The sequence below is a fragment of the Peredibacter sp. HCB2-198 genome (assembly GCF_045999315.1).
Taxonomy (GTDB): domain Bacteria; phylum Bdellovibrionota; class Bacteriovoracia; order Bacteriovoracales; family Bacteriovoracaceae; genus Peredibacter.
In genome coordinates, this window is sequence record NZ_CP174607.1 from 973,974 (window position 1) to 993,602 (window position 19,629).

18 protein-coding genes and 1 tRNA gene are annotated in these 19,629 nt (G+C 43.0%); 4 read left to right on the forward strand and 15 right to left on the reverse strand.

Annotated features, from left to right (window positions below):
- Nucleotides 1-141: 141 nt before the first annotated feature.
- The 5 genes from ACJVC5_RS05065 to ACJVC5_RS05085 all read right to left on the reverse strand — a co-directional run bounded on the left by ACJVC5_RS05065 (nt 142) and on the right by ACJVC5_RS05085 (nt 4,187).
- Nucleotides 142-732 carry a hypothetical protein gene (locus tag ACJVC5_RS05065; RefSeq protein WP_408098287.1) on the reverse strand — a complete coding sequence of 197 codons (591 nt, stop codon included), beginning with the start codon at nt 730-732 and terminating at the stop codon, nt 142-144.
- Between the two features lie 321 nt (nt 733-1,053).
- Nucleotides 1,054-1,935, reverse strand: a complete 882-nt coding sequence (locus tag ACJVC5_RS05070) for a hypothetical protein (protein WP_408098288.1) — start codon at nt 1,933-1,935, stop codon at nt 1,054-1,056.
- 262 nt (nt 1,936-2,197) lie between these two features.
- Nucleotides 2,198-2,389, reverse strand: coding sequence for a hypothetical protein (locus ACJVC5_RS05075; RefSeq protein ID WP_408098289.1), 192 nt, complete (start codon nt 2,387-2,389; stop codon nt 2,198-2,200).
- An 80-nt stretch (nt 2,390-2,469) separates the two neighbouring features.
- Complete coding sequence (locus tag ACJVC5_RS05080; RefSeq protein WP_408098290.1) at nt 2,470-3,012, reverse strand: hypothetical protein; 543 nt, start codon at nt 3,010-3,012, stop codon at nt 2,470-2,472.
- Nucleotides 3,012-4,187: an Mrp/NBP35 family ATP-binding protein gene (locus ACJVC5_RS05085; protein ID WP_408098291.1), complete on the reverse strand. Its 1,176-nt coding sequence runs from the start codon at nt 4,185-4,187 to the stop codon at nt 3,012-3,014. Before ACJVC5_RS05085 ends, ACJVC5_RS05080 begins: the two co-directional genes overlap by 1 nt.
- Nucleotides 4,188-4,296: 109 nt before the next feature.
- Between ACJVC5_RS05085 and ACJVC5_RS05090 the strand changes: the two genes are divergently transcribed.
- Complete coding sequence (locus ACJVC5_RS05090; RefSeq protein ID WP_408098292.1) at nt 4,297-4,854, forward strand: hypothetical protein; 558 nt, start codon at nt 4,297-4,299, stop codon at nt 4,852-4,854.
- Between the two features lie 65 nt (nt 4,855-4,919).
- Nucleotides 4,920-7,010, forward strand: a complete 2,091-nt coding sequence (locus ACJVC5_RS05095; protein ID WP_408098293.1) for a transglycosylase SLT domain-containing protein — start codon at nt 4,920-4,922, stop codon at nt 7,008-7,010.
- On the opposite strand, the gene ACJVC5_RS05100 is transcribed toward ACJVC5_RS05095, so the two are convergent.
- The 6 genes from ACJVC5_RS05100 to ACJVC5_RS05125 all read right to left on the reverse strand — a co-directional run bounded on the left by ACJVC5_RS05100 (nt 6,974) and on the right by ACJVC5_RS05125 (nt 10,899).
- Nucleotides 6,974-7,750: a hypothetical protein gene (locus ACJVC5_RS05100; RefSeq protein ID WP_408098294.1), complete on the reverse strand. Its 777-nt coding sequence runs from the start codon at nt 7,748-7,750 to the stop codon at nt 6,974-6,976. The genes ACJVC5_RS05095 and ACJVC5_RS05100 overlap by 37 nt on opposite strands.
- A complete protein-coding gene (locus ACJVC5_RS05105; protein ID WP_408098295.1) occupies nt 7,747-8,145 on the reverse strand; it encodes a hypothetical protein in 399 nt (132 codons plus the stop codon). The genes ACJVC5_RS05100 and ACJVC5_RS05105 overlap by 4 nt, the downstream gene beginning before the upstream one ends.
- Before the next feature lie 13 nt (nt 8,146-8,158).
- Nucleotides 8,159-9,268 (reverse strand): redox-regulated ATPase YchF, encoded by a 1,110-nt coding sequence (gene ychF, locus ACJVC5_RS05110; protein WP_408098296.1) that lies wholly within the window; start codon nt 9,266-9,268, stop codon nt 8,159-8,161.
- Between the two features lie 9 nt (nt 9,269-9,277).
- Nucleotides 9,278-9,847, reverse strand: a complete 570-nt coding sequence (gene pth, locus ACJVC5_RS05115) for an aminoacyl-tRNA hydrolase (RefSeq protein ID WP_408098297.1) — start codon at nt 9,845-9,847, stop codon at nt 9,278-9,280.
- A gap of 1 nt (nt 9,848) precedes the next feature.
- Nucleotides 9,849-10,784, reverse strand: a complete 936-nt coding sequence (locus ACJVC5_RS05120) for a ribose-phosphate pyrophosphokinase (RefSeq protein ID WP_408099224.1) — start codon at nt 10,782-10,784, stop codon at nt 9,849-9,851.
- 40 nt (nt 10,785-10,824) lie between these two features.
- A tRNA-Gln gene (locus tag ACJVC5_RS05125) sits at nt 10,825-10,899 on the reverse strand.
- A gap of 184 nt (nt 10,900-11,083) precedes the next feature.
- On the opposite strand from ACJVC5_RS05125, the gene ACJVC5_RS05130 reads away from it, so the two are divergent.
- On the forward strand, nt 11,084-12,598 hold the full coding sequence (locus ACJVC5_RS05130) for a hypothetical protein (RefSeq protein ID WP_408098298.1): 1,515 nt from the start codon (nt 11,084-11,086) through the stop codon (nt 12,596-12,598).
- A 10-nt stretch (nt 12,599-12,608) separates the two neighbouring features.
- Here ACJVC5_RS05130 and ACJVC5_RS05135 read toward each other — a convergent pair whose 3' ends face one another.
- From ACJVC5_RS05135 to galU, 4 genes are all read right to left on the reverse strand, one after another.
- Nucleotides 12,609-14,717, reverse strand: a complete 2,109-nt coding sequence (locus ACJVC5_RS05135) for a hypothetical protein (protein ID WP_408098299.1) — start codon at nt 14,715-14,717, stop codon at nt 12,609-12,611.
- 69 nt (nt 14,718-14,786) lie between these two features.
- Nucleotides 14,787-16,781 (reverse strand): replication restart helicase PriA, encoded by a 1,995-nt coding sequence (priA, locus tag ACJVC5_RS05140; protein WP_408098300.1) that lies wholly within the window; start codon nt 16,779-16,781, stop codon nt 14,787-14,789.
- Nucleotides 16,781-17,776 (reverse strand): hypothetical protein, encoded by a 996-nt coding sequence (locus tag ACJVC5_RS05145; protein ID WP_408098301.1) that lies wholly within the window; start codon nt 17,774-17,776, stop codon nt 16,781-16,783. Before ACJVC5_RS05145 ends, priA begins: the two co-directional genes overlap by 1 nt.
- Nucleotides 17,773-18,657, reverse strand: a complete 885-nt coding sequence (galU, locus tag ACJVC5_RS05150) for a UTP--glucose-1-phosphate uridylyltransferase GalU (RefSeq protein WP_408098302.1) — start codon at nt 18,655-18,657, stop codon at nt 17,773-17,775. The genes ACJVC5_RS05145 and galU overlap by 4 nt, the downstream gene beginning before the upstream one ends.
- Before the next feature lie 44 nt (nt 18,658-18,701).
- On the opposite strand from galU, the gene ACJVC5_RS05155 reads away from it, so the two are divergent.
- Nucleotides 18,702-19,598 carry a hypothetical protein gene (locus ACJVC5_RS05155; RefSeq protein ID WP_408098303.1) on the forward strand — a complete coding sequence of 299 codons (897 nt, stop codon included), beginning with the start codon at nt 18,702-18,704 and terminating at the stop codon, nt 19,596-19,598.
- The last annotated feature ends 31 nt before the right edge of the window (nt 19,599-19,629 follow it).

Sequence of the window (19,629 nt, forward strand, 5' to 3'; positions counted from 1 at the left end):
GGAAGTTCACGCAAAAGTCCAAGATGCCCGGCAACATTGAGTCTAGATTTTGCTTTATCGATCTATAAGGCATGTTCACATCGAACAAAAAAAAGGGCCAGTCTAAGACTGGCCCCCATCTGCAGTAAATTTTCTCAGAGATTATTTCTTAAGAAGAGTTACTTCTTTAACAGTTGTTTGTGCATCTTTGTACACGATTACTTCTTCACAACCTGCTTCGATTTCGCCTGATTCAAGAACTCGGCAAAGTTTAGAGTTTTGAACGTCTACAACTTGGATTGTTCTTGAAGCTAGTTTAACTTGAAGGTCGAAATTTTTCTTGGCGAATTTCTGACCAGCGCGAGAGAAAGGGTGTGCCCAAGTTGGGTAAGCAGCTTTAAGAGCGGCTACGTCAGCAGCAGAGAAATCTTCAAGACGGAAGTTAAGAGCAAGGTTGCTCTTCTCATTACCTTCAGAACGGAACATCGTATCCACGTACTGAACGTTTACTGTAATTACTGGTTGAGACTCAAGAACTACAGTTTCTTGACACTCAACTGGGTGACGCTCACCATTTGGGTTACAGCCAGGGATCCAACGAGTTTCAGTTTTTGTTGGAAGAAGCTTGTACTCAGCGTCTGTCATTTTGATTTGAGTAGCTGAAGTGCTGAGATCAGCAGTGTTGCTGTAGATAACGCCAGCGAAAGAGCTAGCAGAAACAAGTAGACCGAAAGCAAGTGCGAGAGTTTTCATGAGAGATTCTCCTGTTGGTTAAATACTTCGTGAGTGAAGTAGTTGTGTGAGATTGATCGGCTTTATAGATTGATGATTTCTAAAAAACAACTAAAGAAAAATAAAATTTTCGATTTTTTTTGATGAGAATTTTTGGGGTAGAACGTGAAACTAACACGAGAAATTTTTTAACGTCAACACCAACTTTTCAGAGGAGAAAATGTTGTCATTATATATGTAAAAAAGAAATTTTCTCTCGCAACAGTCTGTAGCAGGCCGGAGGTGCAACAGATCGTAGCGGAAAAATAAAAGGCCCTTTTTTCAAAGGGCCCTGCTCTTAAGTTAGAATTGCTGTTGTTGTTGCAAATTTTGATCATACAACATCGCCTGTTCTTCATTGAATGGCGGTTGTTGTTCTTGCTGTTGCATTTGCTGATCTTGAAGATCATTTTGTTGAACTTCTTCTGCTTGAACATATCCTTGCTGGTTCTCTCGTTCTATCTGAGGATCCTGTCCGAAGTTACCAACTTCCATATTATTGTTCTCTGCCAGTATTTCCTGTGTCTGTTGTTGCTCTACTGCAGGTATTTCAGTCGCAAATCTTAGTCGAGTTCCTTCAAGAGGACCGTTGGTAAGTGTGACCATATACGCACTCTGGTCCACTTGGTACATCATACCTGAATAGAGTTCGCCATCGAGATCATATTCAAAAACGTTACCTACCATTTCTGAGAATGAAACCGATACTCCTTCACCATTTGGTAAGGAAACATTCAAGGATTCGATCACACCATTATTAGTAGAAAGGTTTCCTGCAAATTGAGTATTGTTGAGTCCTTGTTGCCACTTCTTCGGGTTAATCACTTCCACTAGATTTAATGAAAGTTCTTCCTGGACCGCGGCCGCAGGAACGATTTCACCGGGTGTTGTTTCAGGTGATGAGCTTGAGGTTGAAACCGTCTGTATCACTTGCCGAGGTTCGACCTTGGCCTTATGGATTGCCACTTCTTTGGGAGTTAATTTTTGCCAATTAACGGATGCAGCGACTTCACGTCCTGAGACAGTGACACCATAGATTTCATCAAGGCGTTTTACGAATTTAATGTCCGTACCGGCCAGATGAGATTCGGAGTTTATCACCACCGCATTGTATGTCCCGACCACCATAAAGAGGCCAAAGGCCAAAAACGCAACTGTCTTATTCTTGTGCAGTTTCCAAGTCATAAAAATCCCCTGTGCCCTCTATAGAGCAAGGGGCGTGCCAAATCAGGAGCGCCTTTAATGGGGTTTTAAGCTGGATAACTAGATAGAAATTAGAGGGGTGTTTAAAACTTAGACACTTTTTCCGTCATGAAGATCACAACTGTCTAAAAAATATTTTGTGGTGGATCTCTCAGACAATCGGATTCTCTTCAGGCCTTACGACCATCGTTTTGACTGACGTCCAAGATGAAAAAGAAAGGCCCTCGAAAGAGGGCCCTAAAAATTATTCTGTAACAGGAACTTGTTTTAGGTAATCAGAGTGAGAAGAACGGAAACGCTTAAGTGCGATCGCTACGATGTCGGCCACAGAGATACCAGTGTTCTTGCTCATTGTTTCTAGATCTTCAGCAACTTGCTTTTCGATTTTAACAGTAACTTCTTTTAATTCGCCTTGATTGTGCTTTTGCGATTTCATGAGAACCTCTCTAAAAATTTCAGCCATTTTAACGGTTTTTTTTTAAGTGGTCACTATCATCTTGCTTGCTACCAGGTGCGTTACTTAGGGGCCACGATCTTAAGAGCGCCCTTTTTCCGCAAACTTACCAGGGCCCATGTAATTTCATGATCCATCAACTGACAATGCTGATAAATATCGTGGGTATTGTTCCACTCGGTCAGCGTCTGAAGAACATCATACTCTTCAGGTGTCACTGGAAGAGTATCGTCGATGAACTCAGAATCAATCAGGATCTTCACGTTATCCGGTGGGCGAACTTTAAGTGACTCGCGATACTGCTTTAAGACCTCGGCCATTTTATTTTTAATCACAGCAAACGGATAATGAATCTGGCGTTCTTTTTCATCCACCAACTCGGGCTCTACGACATAATCAAAAGCCTGAAGTGAATGCTCTTGAATGATGAGTTGATAGAAGGCCTTGAGACCCTGGTGGCCATTGAACTTCACCTGGATCACCTCTCCTTGCTTAAAGAGAAGGTGACCCAGGAATTGTCGATTGAACGAGGCCAGCACATTCACCTTGCCGGTAAATTGCACCGCCACCTGCTCTTCAATCACACCCATCAACTTAGATTCCATTATTTATTAAGTCCTAGAATCTTAGAGAAAAATCCGCCTTTGTTTGTTGGGGCTGGATTTGGATTAAAAAAGTTTTCCACTTTTTCAGTCACATGCATGAAGCTGGTCCAAACTGGGCGACCTTGAAATTGATCTTGAGACATATAAGGAAGACCGTGGTCTGAGCCTGTGCGAAGTTCGATCTCAAGTGGGATTTGTCCTAAGAAATCAATTTGTAACTGCTCAACTGCTTTAGCGACTCCGCCTTCGCCGAAGATATGGTGTTCAGTTCCACAGTTTGAACAAATAAACGAGCTCATGTTCTCAACCATACCAATGATCGGAAGGTTAAGTTTCTTAAACATCTCGACACCTTTTTTAGCATCAAGAAGTGCAATATCTTGTGGAGTAGAAATAACAATTGATCCATCAACGTGAGCGTTTTGGATCATGGAAAGTTGAATATCACCAGTACCAGGAGGAAGGTCGATAAGAAGATAGTCAGTTCCAGACCAGTCCACATCAAAAAGGAATTGGTTAAGCACACCACCAAGCATCGGTCCACGCCAGATCACAGGATCTTGTTCATTGATGAAGAAACCAAAGCTCATGAACTTAATGCCGAAAGATTCAACCGGAATGATTTTTCTTTCTGAATTCGAACGTGGCTTTTCATCTCTTTTACCAAAGATCATTGGGAGAGAAGGACCATAAATATCAGCATCAATGATACCAACTTTGTGACCTTTCTTCGCAAGACTGAGGGCAAGGTTCGAAGTGAAAGTAGATTTACCAACACCACCCTTACCTGAACCAATGGCGATAATTTTTCCAACACCTGGAACCGGTTTTTTCTTGTCAATTGTACCATGCCCCACCTTCAGTTGGGCCGGTTGAGTTTCAGGGGCCTTGGTTGGGGCCTCGCCCTGCTTATCCAGGGCCTTGAAAACGTCCTGGCTTTGTGAAGAAGTGGTTTTCACCATAATGTTATCCACCACCATGAGATCGCCCAGGGCCTTTTGAATCTCGGCCTCCACTACCCTCTTCTCAGCGGGAGAAATACCATCACGGTTGTACTGGGCAACGAGCTTGTCCCCATCCATTGCAATATGCTGCCAACGTTTTTCGGCCTCAAAGGTCGCCCCTGTGGCCGGATTTTTGATTTGATTTAAACGTGCTTTGATTTGATCTAACATAGAATCCTACTTGCTTGAGTAAACTGATTGGTTAATGCCCTAATTTCCGGCTAGTACAAATTACGAACTCATTTTATGATGCTATTAATACCTTGAATAGGAATAAGCATTGGCATTTTACAAACGCTCTATTTTTTTGATTAATCCATCATTCCAGCTGAAATTCAGTGTGGTCGTTTGTTCTATTATTCTTGCCTCTACCATCATTTATCCGATTATTATTTTTGACTTTTTTCAGATGATTACGACCGCAGCTCCGGAATTACCGGCCAACATTATTGCTGCACGAAATGAATTGATTCTCTATCTCATTCTGATCCAGCTCGTGATTACGTTGCTGGCCTTCATTGTATTTATTTTCCTGACCCACAAAATTGCCGGGCCGATGTTTAAGCTCAAGAGTCATCTTGCTGCGATTCGTGAAGGTAAACCAATTACGCCCCTGACTTTCCGAACGGGAGATCATTTTCAGGACGTAGCTGAGGAAGTTAGTTTGTTCCTTGAAACTGTTTCCCTGAATCAGGAAAATGACTTTCAGTATGTGGATGAAGTCGCCTCTTACATCGAGAACTTATCGGCGGCCGTTCCAGATGACAAAAAACCGATTTTGAACGAGATTTCCCGTCGGCTACTCGACATTAAATCCCGTTACAAAAAACCTCTTTAATTTTCCATTCAATGTTATACTTATTGGCATCCATCCATGAGGGATGGATTTACTTTTCGAGAGTCATGAACTTTTTCCGAACTATCATTCTCACTGCTTTAAGTCTCAATGTTGCTCACGCATCGAACGGTGCTTACGACAACATTCTGAACTCCGATAGACTTCAACTTTCGCGAGCTGATCATATTATTGCTGAGCACATGGTGAACATGGTGAAGTTCACTGAAAAAGGTTATATCAATCAGGAAGTTTTAACGAAGGTCCTGAATGAATCAGAAAAGTCTAAGAACTTTTCACTGTTTGTTCCTTGGCTTAAATCCATTCAACACATTTCTAAAATTAATGGCACGAGTGATTTCATCACCTACTGCCGCCAATACACAACGAGAAAAGAAACTCTCCCATTTGAAAGAGTTCTTGAGCGTCTCGCAGGCAACTATTGTCGCGAAAGAACACTCGAATCAATCGGTCGCGATATTGATAAGACCAAGACCTTAAGTGATGAGGCGACTCTCTTCATTCAGGAAAACCTGAAATTTTTCCTGACCAAAAAGAACAAAAAGAACTTCGCATTTTTTGTTCAGTCGCAATCTGATAAACCTGAAATCCTTAAAAAGATCTCTCAGGAAGTGACCACTTATAGTGTTCGTAACGAGATCGTTCCTTCTCAGGAAGTCTTACAAGATATTCTTATCAACGAGCAAATCACCAAACTTATCCAGGACAAGGGCTTTAACCCTCTCCAACATCAAAACGTTTTTTATGCTGAATACGGTAAGTTGATTGAACTTGGTTATAAGGCCATTGACAGCAAAGATGCCAATGAGAAGAAGATCAAAGATCATTTTAACTTCTTAAAAAACTATCTAGAGCTCAATCAAGATCACTTACCGGTTGGCCTTTGTCTTACTCGTATGAACGATTTCTCTAAATCGGTTTTTCGTAACGGTTACAAAGATCTTTCCCGCGATATTTTTAAGTACATCGTTAAGAAGAACAATAAGGAAATTCAAGAGGACGCCCTGTTCTTTTATCTTTGGACTTACTTGTCCCTTAACGAGTTTAAAGACGCCCAGAAGCTCGCTAATCAGCACAATCTGATCAAGAAGAGCACCTCAATTATCGACCCTCGTCTTAAATTCTGGATTGCTTATATTCACGAAGAACTGAATGAAAAGTCGGATGCGATCGCTCTTTACGAGAACATCATCGTGAATCATCCGCTGAGTTATTACGGGATCATGGCGACCAAAAAGCTTCAGGTTTTAAAACCTGATTCGCAATATGTGAACTTTTACACGACAAATGGTGCCAGTGCTCAAGCATCGGTTGGCCTCGAACTGAAAAATCTTGATGAAGATCATATCGCTTCACTTATTCGACTTAAGGCATGGTCTAAAATTGATAATGCCCGCTTCCTTAAACTGGAGCTTAAGCGTTTAAACAATCACAGCATGCCGGCCCTTCTGGTAAAATATCCATCGGACAAGCAGCAGCTCGTGAAGTCGGACCTTCATCTGATCAATGCCAAAATTATTCAGAATTCTCAGAACTATTTGGCAACGTTCCGTTACCTGTATGAAGTCCTAGATAAAAAAGAAGTTCTTTTTAATCGCTCATTATTAGAAGTACTTTATCCAAAACCTTATATAGATATTTTGAATAAAGCACTTAAGAAAGAGGTCCTAGATCCAATCGTGGTGCTCTCTCTTATTCGTCAGGAATCGGTGTTTAATCCACTTGCACGCTCACCAGTGGGTGCTCGCGGACTTATGCAACTTATGCCTGCAACTGCTCGTCGCCTGAAGCGTTCAGTTCGTGATAAGCATCTCGTTAATCCGGAAATCAATATCGAGCTTGGGACCAAATACTTTAAAGGTCTCGTTAAACGCTATGACGGGAACTTGGTGTACGTGCTATCCGCCTACAACGCCGGTGAAACACGTGTAGAACGTTGGAAGAACCTTTACTTTGATACAGACGCCACAATTCTAAAAAACATTGAGGCCATTCCGTTCTTAGAGACGCGCAACTACGTGAAGCTTATCTTTCGAAATATTTTCTTCTATAAACTACTGATTAATGAAAAGCCGGACGTAGTTGATCCAAGAGAACTGAATCAGATCTTCGATGTAAAATTAGGTTTTAACAAATAGTGTGATGCTGGTCCTAAAACCATTAGGATCAGCGCCACAACCTGCGCCTCCCAAAAAGAAACTCCCATCACAAAATAAGTAACAGCGTGAAAAAGAATCAGAAGGATTCCCCATGCTCTAATAAGTTGCTGTTTCTGAACCACGAAAATTCCGGCAAGTTCAAATACGATCACAAAAACCCATATTAAAGATTGAAGACTCATCGGCATGTTCATGATCGACAGGGCCAAGGAATTGTTCTCACCTTGAATGACCATGTTTCGGGCCAGTTGAAAGGTAAGAATTCCGTCAATACTAGACTCAATGACAATCCGGAGTTTCCAGAGACCCGACAAAAAGTAAGTGAAGACAAAAACACTGACGGCACTTCTGTGGGCCAATTGATCATTCTTTTCTTCGCCATTGATGAAACTTAAAAAGATGGACGAGAGGATCAAACCATGGAGACTGTGATCAATCTTTCCATAAGAGAAGAAAGCAGCAAAAAACAGGAACGAGAAAATGAACTCTCCCGCTTTCATCTTAGGATCAAAGGGACTACGAATGACTTGGACCCCAAAAATCAGTCCCAGAAGGCCCACAAAATAAACCAGTGAATCTGCATTTCTAAAAAACTGAAACCAACGAACGGGCCAGAGCCATTCAGGGTTTCCGCCGGTCATATGAAGTACGAAATCCATCCCATATAAAACGAGGATGATGAGCTTGAAAGCATAAAAAAGTCGAAGCATCTCTTTCATTCGTTGCTCCGATGACGAAACGTCGCGAGAACTTTGTCCTTAAGGACTTCCTTACGTAATACGTAGTTCACAGGATTAAGTGTGCGTTTTGAGAGTGTAAAAGAATGTTCCTTCGTTAGAGTCGCAAGCTCCTTGATCTTTTGATTGATTGTGATGAAATCGCCTTGCTCCTGGGCAACACCAAGTTCTTGGATGACCCAATACTCTTCCTCACCCTTAATTAATTCAGGAGTGGTGACAGCATAGTCGTGAATGACATCTTGCTTGTGTGTGTAGAGCGACCAGTGAAAGAAAGGAAACGCCTCGATCCAACCGTGCTTATGGGAATAGATCTGAGAGAAAAAGAAAAGACCGCTGAAAACTAGGATAATCGTCGTTTGCAGCGGTCTTTTCATGAATACAATTTTATTAAACGTTGAACTTGAAGTGGATAACGTCGCCGTCTTTCACTTCGTATTCCTTACCTTCCATTCTGAATTTACCGGCCTCTTTAACCTTCGCTTCAGAACCAAGGGCGAATAGATCATTACAATGATAAACTTCTGCCTTAATGAAACCACGCTCGAAATCAGAGTGAATTACGCCCGCGGCCTGTGGAGCTTTAGCACCTTTCGGGAAAGTCCAAGCACGAACTTCTTTCACACCAGCTGTGAAGTACGTGTACATATCAAGCATGTTGTAACCAGCACGAATCATCTTAGAAAGACCTGACTCTTCGATACCGATATCTTTAAGGAATGCTTCTTTTTCTTCTTTTGATTCAAGTGCCGCGATTTCAGACTCGATTTTTCCGCAAATGGTGATCACTTGTGATCCTTCTTTGGCAGCAATCTCACGAACTTTCTTCACGTGCTCATTTTCTTCAAGAATGTTTGCTTCATCAACGTTACATACGTAAAGCATCTTCTTCATCGTAATAAGATGGATGTCAGAGATAGCGTCGATTTCATCAGCATCAAGTGGAAGTGAACGAGCAGGAAGACCAGCTTCCAGAGTCTTCACTAGACGCTCAAGGATTGGCTTCGAGATTAGGGCCTTCTGCTGAACTTTCTTATCTTGAGACTTAAGATATTTATCAAGAGTTTGGATACGCTTCGTAACAGATTCAAGATCCGCCAGAGCAAGCTCGATGTTAATAACTTCAATGTCTGAAACAGGATCAACTTTACCAGCAACGTGCACGATATCGTTATCTTCGAAACAACGAACCACGTGACAGATGGCCCCTACCTGACGGATGTGACCAAGGAACTGGTTACCAAGCCCTTCACCCTTAGATGCGCCTTTCACGAGACCTGCGATATCTACGAATTCAGTCACGGCCGGAATAACTTTTTCCGGGCCAACAAGTTTTGCGATTTTTTCCAAACGCTCATCAGGAACGTGAACGATCCCAACGTTTGGTTCAATTGTACAGAACGGGTAGTTCGCGGCCTCGGCCGGTGCCGATGTTAGTGCCGAGAAAATTGTCGACTTACCAACGTTTGGTAGACCCACAATTCCACAATTCATACCCATAGATAACTCCTAAGCTAATAGATTCTTCTTATTGTAAATTCCGACTTTATTTAGACCATCTACCATAGCGGTTACGAGAGGGTCATGCAATTTCTGGATGAGAAGAGGCAACTGAATCTTCTGATCCCCATGAAATCCACCCAGAACCCAGTTTGAAACGTCCCCATGAGGAGGACGGCCTATTCCGATTCGCATGCGAGCAAAAGAATCAGTTCCCAGGCAAGCGGCGATAGATTTCAATCCGTTATGGCCCGCTAGACCCCCACCCATTTTGAAATGAACCTGACCAAAAGGGATGTCCAGTTCATCATGAATAACGAGAATCTCACTAGGCGCGATCTTAAAAAAGTTCGCCATCGGTTGCACCGATTCCCCCGAAAGATTCATATAGGTCTGGGGTTTTAAGGCGTAAAACTTGTTACCTTTAATCGAGGCCTCAGCGTATTCACCCTTAAACTTTGATTTCCAAATGGCATTTCCAAAAGTGGGAGTTTGATCCAGAAGCATCCAAGCAATATTGTGCTTGGTCTCTGCATACTGAGGGCCTGGGTTACCTACACCAACAACTAACTGAAACATACTAGATGAACAGTGAGCTTACCGAATCATGGTTGAATGTTCGGTGGATAGCTTTCGCCAGGATGTCGGCAGTAGTGACGACTTTGATTTTACTTAATTGTTTCGCGGCCTCAGAAAGAGGGATTGTATCAGTCACAATCACCGCTTCCAGTTCTTCACAGGCCGCGATTCTATCAATCGCTGGAGGTGAGAACACTGGGTGTGTTGAGGCAGCATAGATTTTTTTAGCACCATTCTTACGAAGGGCCTTAGCAGCTTGAACCAGAGTTCCGGCCGTGTCGATCATATCATCAATAATGATACAGTCTTTGCCGTTTACGTCCCCGATCACGTTCATAGCTTCAGCCACATTTGGACCAGTACGACGTTTATCAATTAGGGCGAGATCCGCCTCTAATTTCTTAGCATAATAACGAACGCGCTCTACCCCCCCTGCGTCCGGAGACACAGTGATAAGATTTGAGCGATCAAGGTTCTTCTCAACGTACTCAAGAAGCACGGGAGAAGCGAAAATATTATCGAACGGGATATTAAAGAAGCCTTGGATCTGACCGGCGTGAAGATCCATCGTGATCACACGAGAAGCTCCGGCCACAGTCACCATATCGGCAACAAGTTTAGCTGTAATTGGAGTACGAGGAGCACTCTTACGGTCCTGACGAGAGTATCCGTAATGAGGAACCACGGCTGTGATTGACTTCGCCGAAGCTCGCTTAAGAGCATCTACGATAATCAAGAGTTCCATCAAGTTTTCATTAACGGGAGCGCACGTCGATTGAATGACGAATACGTCAGCACCACGAACGTTCTTTTCGATTTCACAGTAGATTTCGCCGTTGGCGAAACGTCTTAATTGAGGATTTACAAGTGGGATGTCTAGGAATTCGGAGATTTTCTTCGAGAGGATAGGGTTTGAGGTACCCGAGACTAAAACCATTCGTCTCACTCTGAACTCCTGGAAGGATGACCTTCAAAAGTGGTAGGGGTGGCAGGGTTCGAACCTGCGCATGGCAGAATCAAAATCTGCTGACTTACCACTTGTCGACACCCCTACAAGAACATAAATGCGTTCAAAGCAATATAAAGTACCAAATGCTTTTTTGCAAGCCATCCAAAAAGGGTTTTCAAGATTTTTTGAGTGGGATAATTGGACACATCCGTAGGGATTTCTTATAGTTTTTCAATACATTATTCCCATGCTGGTTTTCCGAACCACCAGAACACTATGGAGATACCGTGACCGTTAAAAGCTTGCGCTTAAGTTCTACACTTTTTATTTCTGCCCTAAGCATCAATTCTGCCATGGCCCTTCCAATTGATTGGACTGGGGTATTTGGGGTCGATACTCACAATATCGCTAATACTTGTCGTACTGGCGACACTATTGGCCCGGCTGAGAAGCCACTTCCGTCTGATGGACCTGCAATTCAAAGAAGTGGTACCCAGGCCCTTCGTAATGGTGACTGTGGAGCTTCTTTCCAAACCTATACTATGCGCTTGAACCCAAACATCATCGTTAACGATGGTGTGACTCTTAAAGGTGAGCTTTCAAGTGGTTACCTTCGTGGTGGTTTTGCTGGCGAAGATTCTGCCAACAACTACGATGGTTCAGGTAACAACGCCTACTTCTTCACGACTCCGGCCCAAAGAAGTTCTCTAAACGTTAACCAGATGTACATGGAGCTTTACGCTGATACAGCTCTGGTGAAAATCGGTCGTTTCGCTCGTGGTTTCGGGATGGGCATGATCTTTGATGACGGTCGTGATCCTTGGGACCGTTTCCTGACTATGTATGATGGTATCGATGCTGAAATGAAGATCGGTAACTTCAGCGTTGCTCCTTATTACGCAAAAATCTCTAGCTACAACGACACAAAAGCTAGACCTCAAGGCCAGCCAGTGGGTGACTTTGATGTGCGTGAACTTGGTCTCGTGGCAAAATACGATAACAAGAACAAAGATTTCATTGCCAGCATTCTTTATGCAAAACGCTCTTCTGAAGCGAAGAACTCACTTTATAACTCGACTACAACTGGGCCAACTCCAGGAGATGAAATTGATCGCGGTAAAACTGACGTAACAATCATCGACGGTTTCCTTTCAAAAAAGTGGAACAAATTCAAAGTTACTGCTGAAGCAGCACTTATGACTGGTGATTACGGTGATGTATACGCAGCTGGAGATGATTCAAAAATCTCTGCTAACTCTGGTGTGATTGATCTTAAGTACGACCTAAATCCAAAATGGGACATGGGCTTCCTTGCTGGGCAAGCTAGTGGTGATAAAGGCTCTAGTGATAAATTCGAAGCTGCTTACATGCACCCGAACTTCCAGATTGCTGACCTCATGTTCCGCTATAACTATGCTGCTTTCAATGAAGGTGGAAAATCAATCTTCGATTCTTCAATCACCAACGCTCGTTTCTTCAAACTTTACGGTAACTACAAAACTGATAAGTGGACTTGGAAAGGTGCTTTAATCATGGCGAATGCCCTTGAGACTGCGAAAGCAGGATCTCGTGCTTATCACCACGAAGAAAACTACGCGTTCAACTCTACTCAGAAACAAGACAAAAACTATGGTTGGGAAATCGACCTAGGATTTGATTACCGTTGGAATCCAAACGTTACTATCGGTGGTTACTATGGCTACTGGATGGTGGGTGACTACTACGCTTTCACAAACGCTGCTAAAGAACTGTCGCTCTCAAACGTGCACGGTGGCGGTCTAAGAGCAACTCTCGAGTTCTAATCTTTTAATCTTACCTGTACATGCTGTACTGATTGTATTGCATGTACGGGTTCATGTTCTGATACATCTGCTGCTGAGGATATCCCATCATCTGGTTTCCTCCTCCCCACTGAAAGTTATATCCACCCTGCATTTGATACCCACCATAAGCTTGAGCACCTAGCGGTTGCGAATAATACTGAAACGGGTTCTGCTGTTGCATGAACATATTCTGCTGCATATTCGGAGCTGTCGGATACTGATACATTTGCGGAGTCATCTGAGCTTGGGCCTGAGGCTGCTGCGGAGGCCAGTTAAAAGTATAAGCCCCTGGTTGTTGCGGTTGCTGTGGTTGTTGGGGCTCTTGCGCTCTTGGAGTTGGTCTCGTTGTATCAACCGGCTCTTCTTTTTTAGGAGCTGGTTCTTCTACTTCCTCTCCATTTTGTGCGGCGATGTAACGGCGACCTTGGGCCTCCATTTCACCATATTGCTTGGCTTTTGCGTCGTACTCTTGAGCACGCTCTTCATCCACTTTGTTATAGTGCTGTAGAAGTGCGGTCAGCTCTTGAACTCTCTCAACTGTGTCTTGAATACACTTTTGAGTATTACGCCAGTACTTGAAGCAGTATCCATTCGGTTGTTGAACACGTTCATACTCACTCTGAATTTCAGCACCGAAGTTCTGAGTACGAATTTGTATATTTTGGCGCATGCGTTTAGCGAGGCCCGCATAGTAATCAGATTTACCAGTCGACTGACCAGTACGAATCTCATAGTTTTCTCTTTCGGTCTCAAGTTGAGCTTTGAAAGATTGACGAGCGGCCACAGAGCGAGAGGCTGCCACCTGTGGAGTGATCACGACGTTTTCTTGCTTAGCACCTAGACGGTGGTAGTTATCAAGACCAATCAGGATCGAATTAAGCTTCTCAGCTTCTTCAAAGCGTCCGTCTTCAATTAACTTCTTCGTCTGAACACCAGTAAAATATGGTTTTTGTCTGTAAGAAGAAAGTTCGGCCAGAACAACTTTAAGTTCTTCTTGTTTTGCCTTCTTCGCATCACCTTCAAGGTTTAACATCTCATTATAGAGGGCGATCGCCTTTTCAATTTTTGGTTGCACAATGTAGCGATCAAAATCACCCATCACTTTCAGATCTTCTTCAGTGTACTTCCCTTTAAGCAGGGCCTCGGCCGATTTTTTTGTCGACTCAAGGATTAAGCGATCACGAACCTCACCAAGTTGCGCATTGTAATCTTCATACTTCTCAAGGAAGTCCGCTACTTTGTAATACTCATTGATAGGACAATCTTTAAGCTTGGCCGCTTCGGCGTCCAGACGTTCTTTTTCTTCATCTGCTAAAGTCAGAAGATTTTTAATCTGCGGATGAGCTTGCTCGTAATAATCACAACGATCAACTGCTTCGAACTTTCCGCCATACTTCGCTTTTATCATCGGAGTAGATGGACCATGAGAAACGAAAAGCAGCTTTCCGGACTGTTCGATGCCATTGAACTTTTCGTTTACCTGAGAACTATAAATGGCCTTCGGATCGACCTTTCCATCTACAATCACTCCTGATTTCTGAAGACATTCTTCAAAACCTTTTAGTGTTGGTTTGAAAACCATCTCTTCATACTTATCAAATTCACCGTTTTTAACTTTGGCGACTTTGTACTTACACCCCTGATCCGTACATTCTCCAGAGCTATTAAACTTAACTTCAATCGCGTAAGACTTCTTACCTTGAATTTCAGGTTGCTTTAATTTCCACTCAAGCATGCTTGAGCAGTTGGAAATCATGTCTGGTGATTTGACTGTTAGTGTTCCCTGACGAGGATCGTGAACGATATCAAGTTTTCCATCTCTCTCTTGAAGAAGGGACGTAATGTAACTTAGAGGCAACGAAGTCTGATCATTCTCTTCACACTTATTATTCGTTGTCGATGAGGCCCCACCACTCGGCTTTACTTCAGGAACAGGCTTCGAACTACTTCCTACTGTCGTGCTACTTCCACCTTCACTAGTCCTGGCCACATGCTTTGGTTCCAAGGTCTCCTGATACGAATTCAAGGAACCCAAAATACCTTGAGCATAGACTGGCACAGTTGCCATTGAGAGCAGTAGGATCGAAAACTTTTTCATAGTGTCCTCAAAACAGAAGTTGAGTTATCTCACCTTCTATTCGGACAGGAGGTCTTCAAACTTAAGTATTTACATGAGAGTGTAAGGGTCGATATCGATCTTATAGCTGACTGAACTCATTGATTTATAGTTCATCTCGAAAGATTTCAGAAGGTTGTGGAGTTGGGCCAGGTCTTTAGATTTTAAAAGAATCGACCAAGTAAACTGGTTGGCCTTCTTTTCAATATTAGCGGGTCTTGGTCCCAAAATCGAAACTTCCGGAAAGTGTTGGGCGATGAGGCCCTTGATCATGGTCCCCACATGTTCAGAAACATGGGCGATTAACTTATCTTGAAAGCGCGAAGAAAAGTGAATCATCGCGAGACGTTTAAAGGGCGGACAATCACAAAGTTCACGGATTTTTAGTTCATCCTGATAGAACTGATGAAAGTCGTGGTTCTTCACAATTTGAAATAATGAGTTTTCAGGATTCAAGGTCTGAATCAAAACTTTTCCGTCTTGTGAATAACGGCCGGCCCTTCCCGCAACTTGAGTGAGGGTCTGATAAACGCGTTCATTAGACCTGAAGTCCGGAAAGTTTAATTGATTATCAATTCCCAGGATAAGAACCAGTTTAACTTTTTCAAAGTTGTGGCCCTTTGAAAGCATCTGCGTTCCCACCATGAGATCAATTTTCCCAGCGTGAAAATCACCCAGTCTTTCTTCTAACTGCTTAAAGGTCTTGATCTCATCACGGTCAAAACGCTCAATTGCCTTGTCTGGAAAAATTCGTTTAAGCACTTCTTCTATTTTCTCAGTTCCAAAACCTTTGTGAGACATTGTTAAACATCCACAAGAAGGACACTGAGTCGGCATTGGCTCTTTATATTCACAGTGATGACAGGCCAGTTGATTTTTTCTCTTATAGTAGCGAAGAGTAATGGCACAGTTCGGACAATTAAATTGATGTCCGCATCCACGGCACTGAATATAGTTCGCAAAACCCAAACGATTCACGAACACTAATACCTGTTCTTTTCTCCCCAGGGCCTCTTTAATTGCCTCAATGGACTGAGGAACGAGGGGCCAGATATCTTCTTCTTTGTCTGACTTATCACGAGCATCAATAAGCCTGATCTCCGGAAGAAAGGCGTCTCCGGCACGCTCTTTCATTTCAAAAAGATTTTGCTTTGGTTGATGAAAGGCATTGTACGTCTCTAAGCTTGGAGTCGCAGAGCCCATCACAATCGGGACATTTAAAAGCTGGGCCTTTTTCGAGGCCACATCACGAGCATTATAAGGACAACGATCGTCCTGCTTGAAAGAGGTATCGTGTTCTTCATCAATAATGATGAGACCAAGATTGGAGACCGGAATGAAAATTGAACTCCTCACTCCTAAAATCAGCGCACCTTTTTTCATCGCTCGTGCTTCTTTCCAGATCTGGTATTTCTGAGAATCAGAAAGTTCAGAGTGGTAAGAAAAGATCGGAGCATCCAGGTACTTTGCGAATGTATGGACAAATTGTGGCGTGAGGTTAATTTCAGGCAAAAGAAAAAGCACGCTCTTTCCACTCTCGATGGTGCTCTTAATGAGATCCAAATACACCACTGTCTTTCCACTTCCCGTCACACCGTGAACAAGAGATCGTTTAAAGCCGCCAAGACCTTCACGAATCGCCTCAATGATGGACTTTTGAGTAGGATTAGGAACAAACTCCAAAGGGTGTCCTTCCCCCAGAGTTTTTTCAAGTTCACGAGGTCTTTTTAAATGATGAGGCAAGCAATCAAAGATGAGCTGGCCCAGACTGTAGTGATAGTACTGAGACATCCATTCATAGAGTTGAAGTTCGGCCTCGCCGAGTTTCCAGTCAGGAACAATGTCTTTGATTAATTTAATCTTATCAACGGGAGTATCAGCGTATTCTTTGGATTTTGATTCATCGATACTGACAACACAACCAAGTTCAGAACGTTTTCCAAGAGGGACTTCAACGACCTGGCCACGCTCAAGGTCTCCTTCATAATGATAAAGAAGACCTGAGTTTTTTTGAGGATAGTTTACGGCAATTCGGGCAACTTTCATTAAAGCAGAAATTCTGGACGAAGCTCAGAAGATTCTTTTCCTTTTAAGATCTGGTCCCAATTATTCAGACGACGAACGAGATCAGCTTCCTTCTCCACATAATGACGAAGATTGGTGATTTCTACTTGGTAGCTTTGACCATTGAGACTCTTAACCAAAATATATCTCGGCATCGCGTGGGTTCCATTGGCAAGCCAGTAGTCCTTACAGATCATTTCGAATTCGCCGGCCTGGGACTTAAAGCGAATCTTCTGAAGGTCACGAGACTTATAGGCAAACACGGCCTCAAATGGACCAGCATTCACGACCCATGAGATTTGACCATCATCACGAGAAAGCTTCACTTGTTTTGTATCAGTGTACATTGATTCGTTCATGATTCGTTCAGCACGTTCACGGGCCTCACGATCATCCGGACGCATAGGATTTACTTCAGTCTTCTTAGCATTGCGGTCTTTCGCAATTGTCACAAGATAACGTTTGTAATCAGCAAGGAACTCGACCTTTTCTCGGTTGATAAGTTCATTATTTAAACGAACCGGAACACCTAATCCTTTTAAATAATTCACGATGTGAGCACCATTATTAAGAGTCAAACTGTGAATCAAAGCATAGAAAAGTCCACGTTCCATGTGCTCAACATCAGACTTCACCGTGTAAGAGGTGAAGTTTGGGTAATAGATCTTGTGCTCTAAAGATGATTCAGAAAAAGTGGCGTTCTTATAACGAGTCTGAGCAATTTTTAGACTGTCGTTAGGATTATTTGTGATGAAAATTTTATAAAAGTCTTCAGGTCTTGCGTCCTGAACCAACGAGGCATCCTGAGATGTTGCAGGAGTTTTCTCCTCCCCCATCTTCTTCACCACCATGGTAAGAGAGATCCCATTGGCAGTTACATCCGGATTAGAACCATGGCGAAACAACGATTCAACGGTCGGTACGTAAGCGTGTGCAGCAGATACCAGGAACAAGAAAGCAAAGACAATTTTCATCATACTGAAATTCCATGTTTAACAAGTCGACTCTTCAAAGACGCCAGGAAGGTGTCACGAATCTCAGGATCTTTAAGAGCAAAATCAATTGTAGCATCAAGGTAGCCATGGACGTTACCAGTGTCATATCTTTCCCCATCGAAACGGTAAGCAAAGACATCCTGACTCTGGCAAAGAACGTTAATAGCATCAGTTAGCTGATATTCATTACCTGCACCACGAGGGATTTTCTCAAGGATCGAGAAGATTTTAGGGGTAAGAATATAACGACCAGGAGTCGCAAGGTTGGTCGGGGCATCTTCTGGTTTTGGTTTTTCCACCATGCCCGTCATTCGAAGAGTTTTTTCGTCAACGATTTCACCTTTTACGATTCCGTATTTAGGCGTGTCTTGTTTAGGGACTTCCATCACTCCAATCACGGGAGCGCCGTTATTGACTAGCGATACATCCATCAATTGCTTGATGGCAGGTTTATCGTTGATCACAATATCGTCACCAAGAAGAATGGCAAACGGTTCATCACCAATCATGTTTTTTGCACAAAGAACAGCGTGACCCAAACCAAGTTGTTCTTTCTGGCGGACACTGGTCACATCCACCATTGAACCGATCTTACGAATCAGATCGAGTTCTTTCATTTTATTGTTTCTTTCAAGGAAGGCCTCAAGCTCCTGATTACGATCGAAGTAATCTTCAACAGAGAATTTTCCTGAAGAAGTGACGAAGATAATTTGTTCAATGCCAGCTTCCACTGCTTCCTGAACAATGTAATGAATCATGGGAACATTAATGATTGGAATGATCTCTTTTGCGATTTGTTTCGTCGCTGGAAGAAATCTAGTTCCTTTACCTGCAATGGGAATGATCGCCTTTCTGATTTTCATAAATGTCCTTGTTTAAGAGAAAATAATTCTCTACATTTTTCTATATGAAGAAAGTAATTATTTTAGCTGCCTTATGTCTCATGGGCCAGTCTGCATGGGCCCAAATTCGTGATTTTCAGACTACCCGTTTAATGTCCACTGCAGGTGCCGGCGTTGCGAGTATATTATCTACCGAAGCCGCCATACTAAATCCAGCCTCCTCGGCGTTTTTTAGTGGCTCGAGTTTCTCTTACCAAGGCTATTCTACGTCGCTCAAGGACGAGAACGACTTGCGTAAGGCCGCTGGAGATGAATTTCCAGGTAGTAACCGCTCACAAGGTGCGTTTTTATCCGACCATTCTGGTGAGATAAAAGGCGGTGTGGCCTATCTGACTCAGGATGAAAACAGCTTCGAACGTGAACGCATGGTGCTTCACGGCTCAGCTCCCATGGGTCCTTCAACTGCCATGGGTGTAAGTTACAACTATGTTCAGGACACACTTCCAAATTCCTACCAAGATCGCCATCAAACTCATCACCAACTATCGCTTGGTATGACTCATTTTGCTGCCGATGATATGATTCTTGGGATCGTGATTCTGGATCCAACTCGAACAAATGCCGGTGATGAGCGCTTAATTGCAGGTTTCCAATACACTCTTACTAATCGTTTTATGCTGATTGGGGACGTTGGTACTCAATACACAAAGGCCTGGTCAGAAAAATACCTCTGGAGAGCGGCCGTACAACTAAACATTTTCAGTGATTTCTTCGTACGCGTTGGTCAGTTCTACGACAATGTAACTGAGTTCAAAGGAACTGGTTGGGGTGTTAGCTGGATTGGACCACGCTTAGGTGTGGAATTCGCCCAAAAGTATTCCGACCAAATCGGTGACGGAAATTATATCTATGAAGATGAATCGCTCGTAGATACTTCACTTTCGGCCATCATAAAATTCTAACTTTGAAGTCATATCTACCGATAAGGTAGGT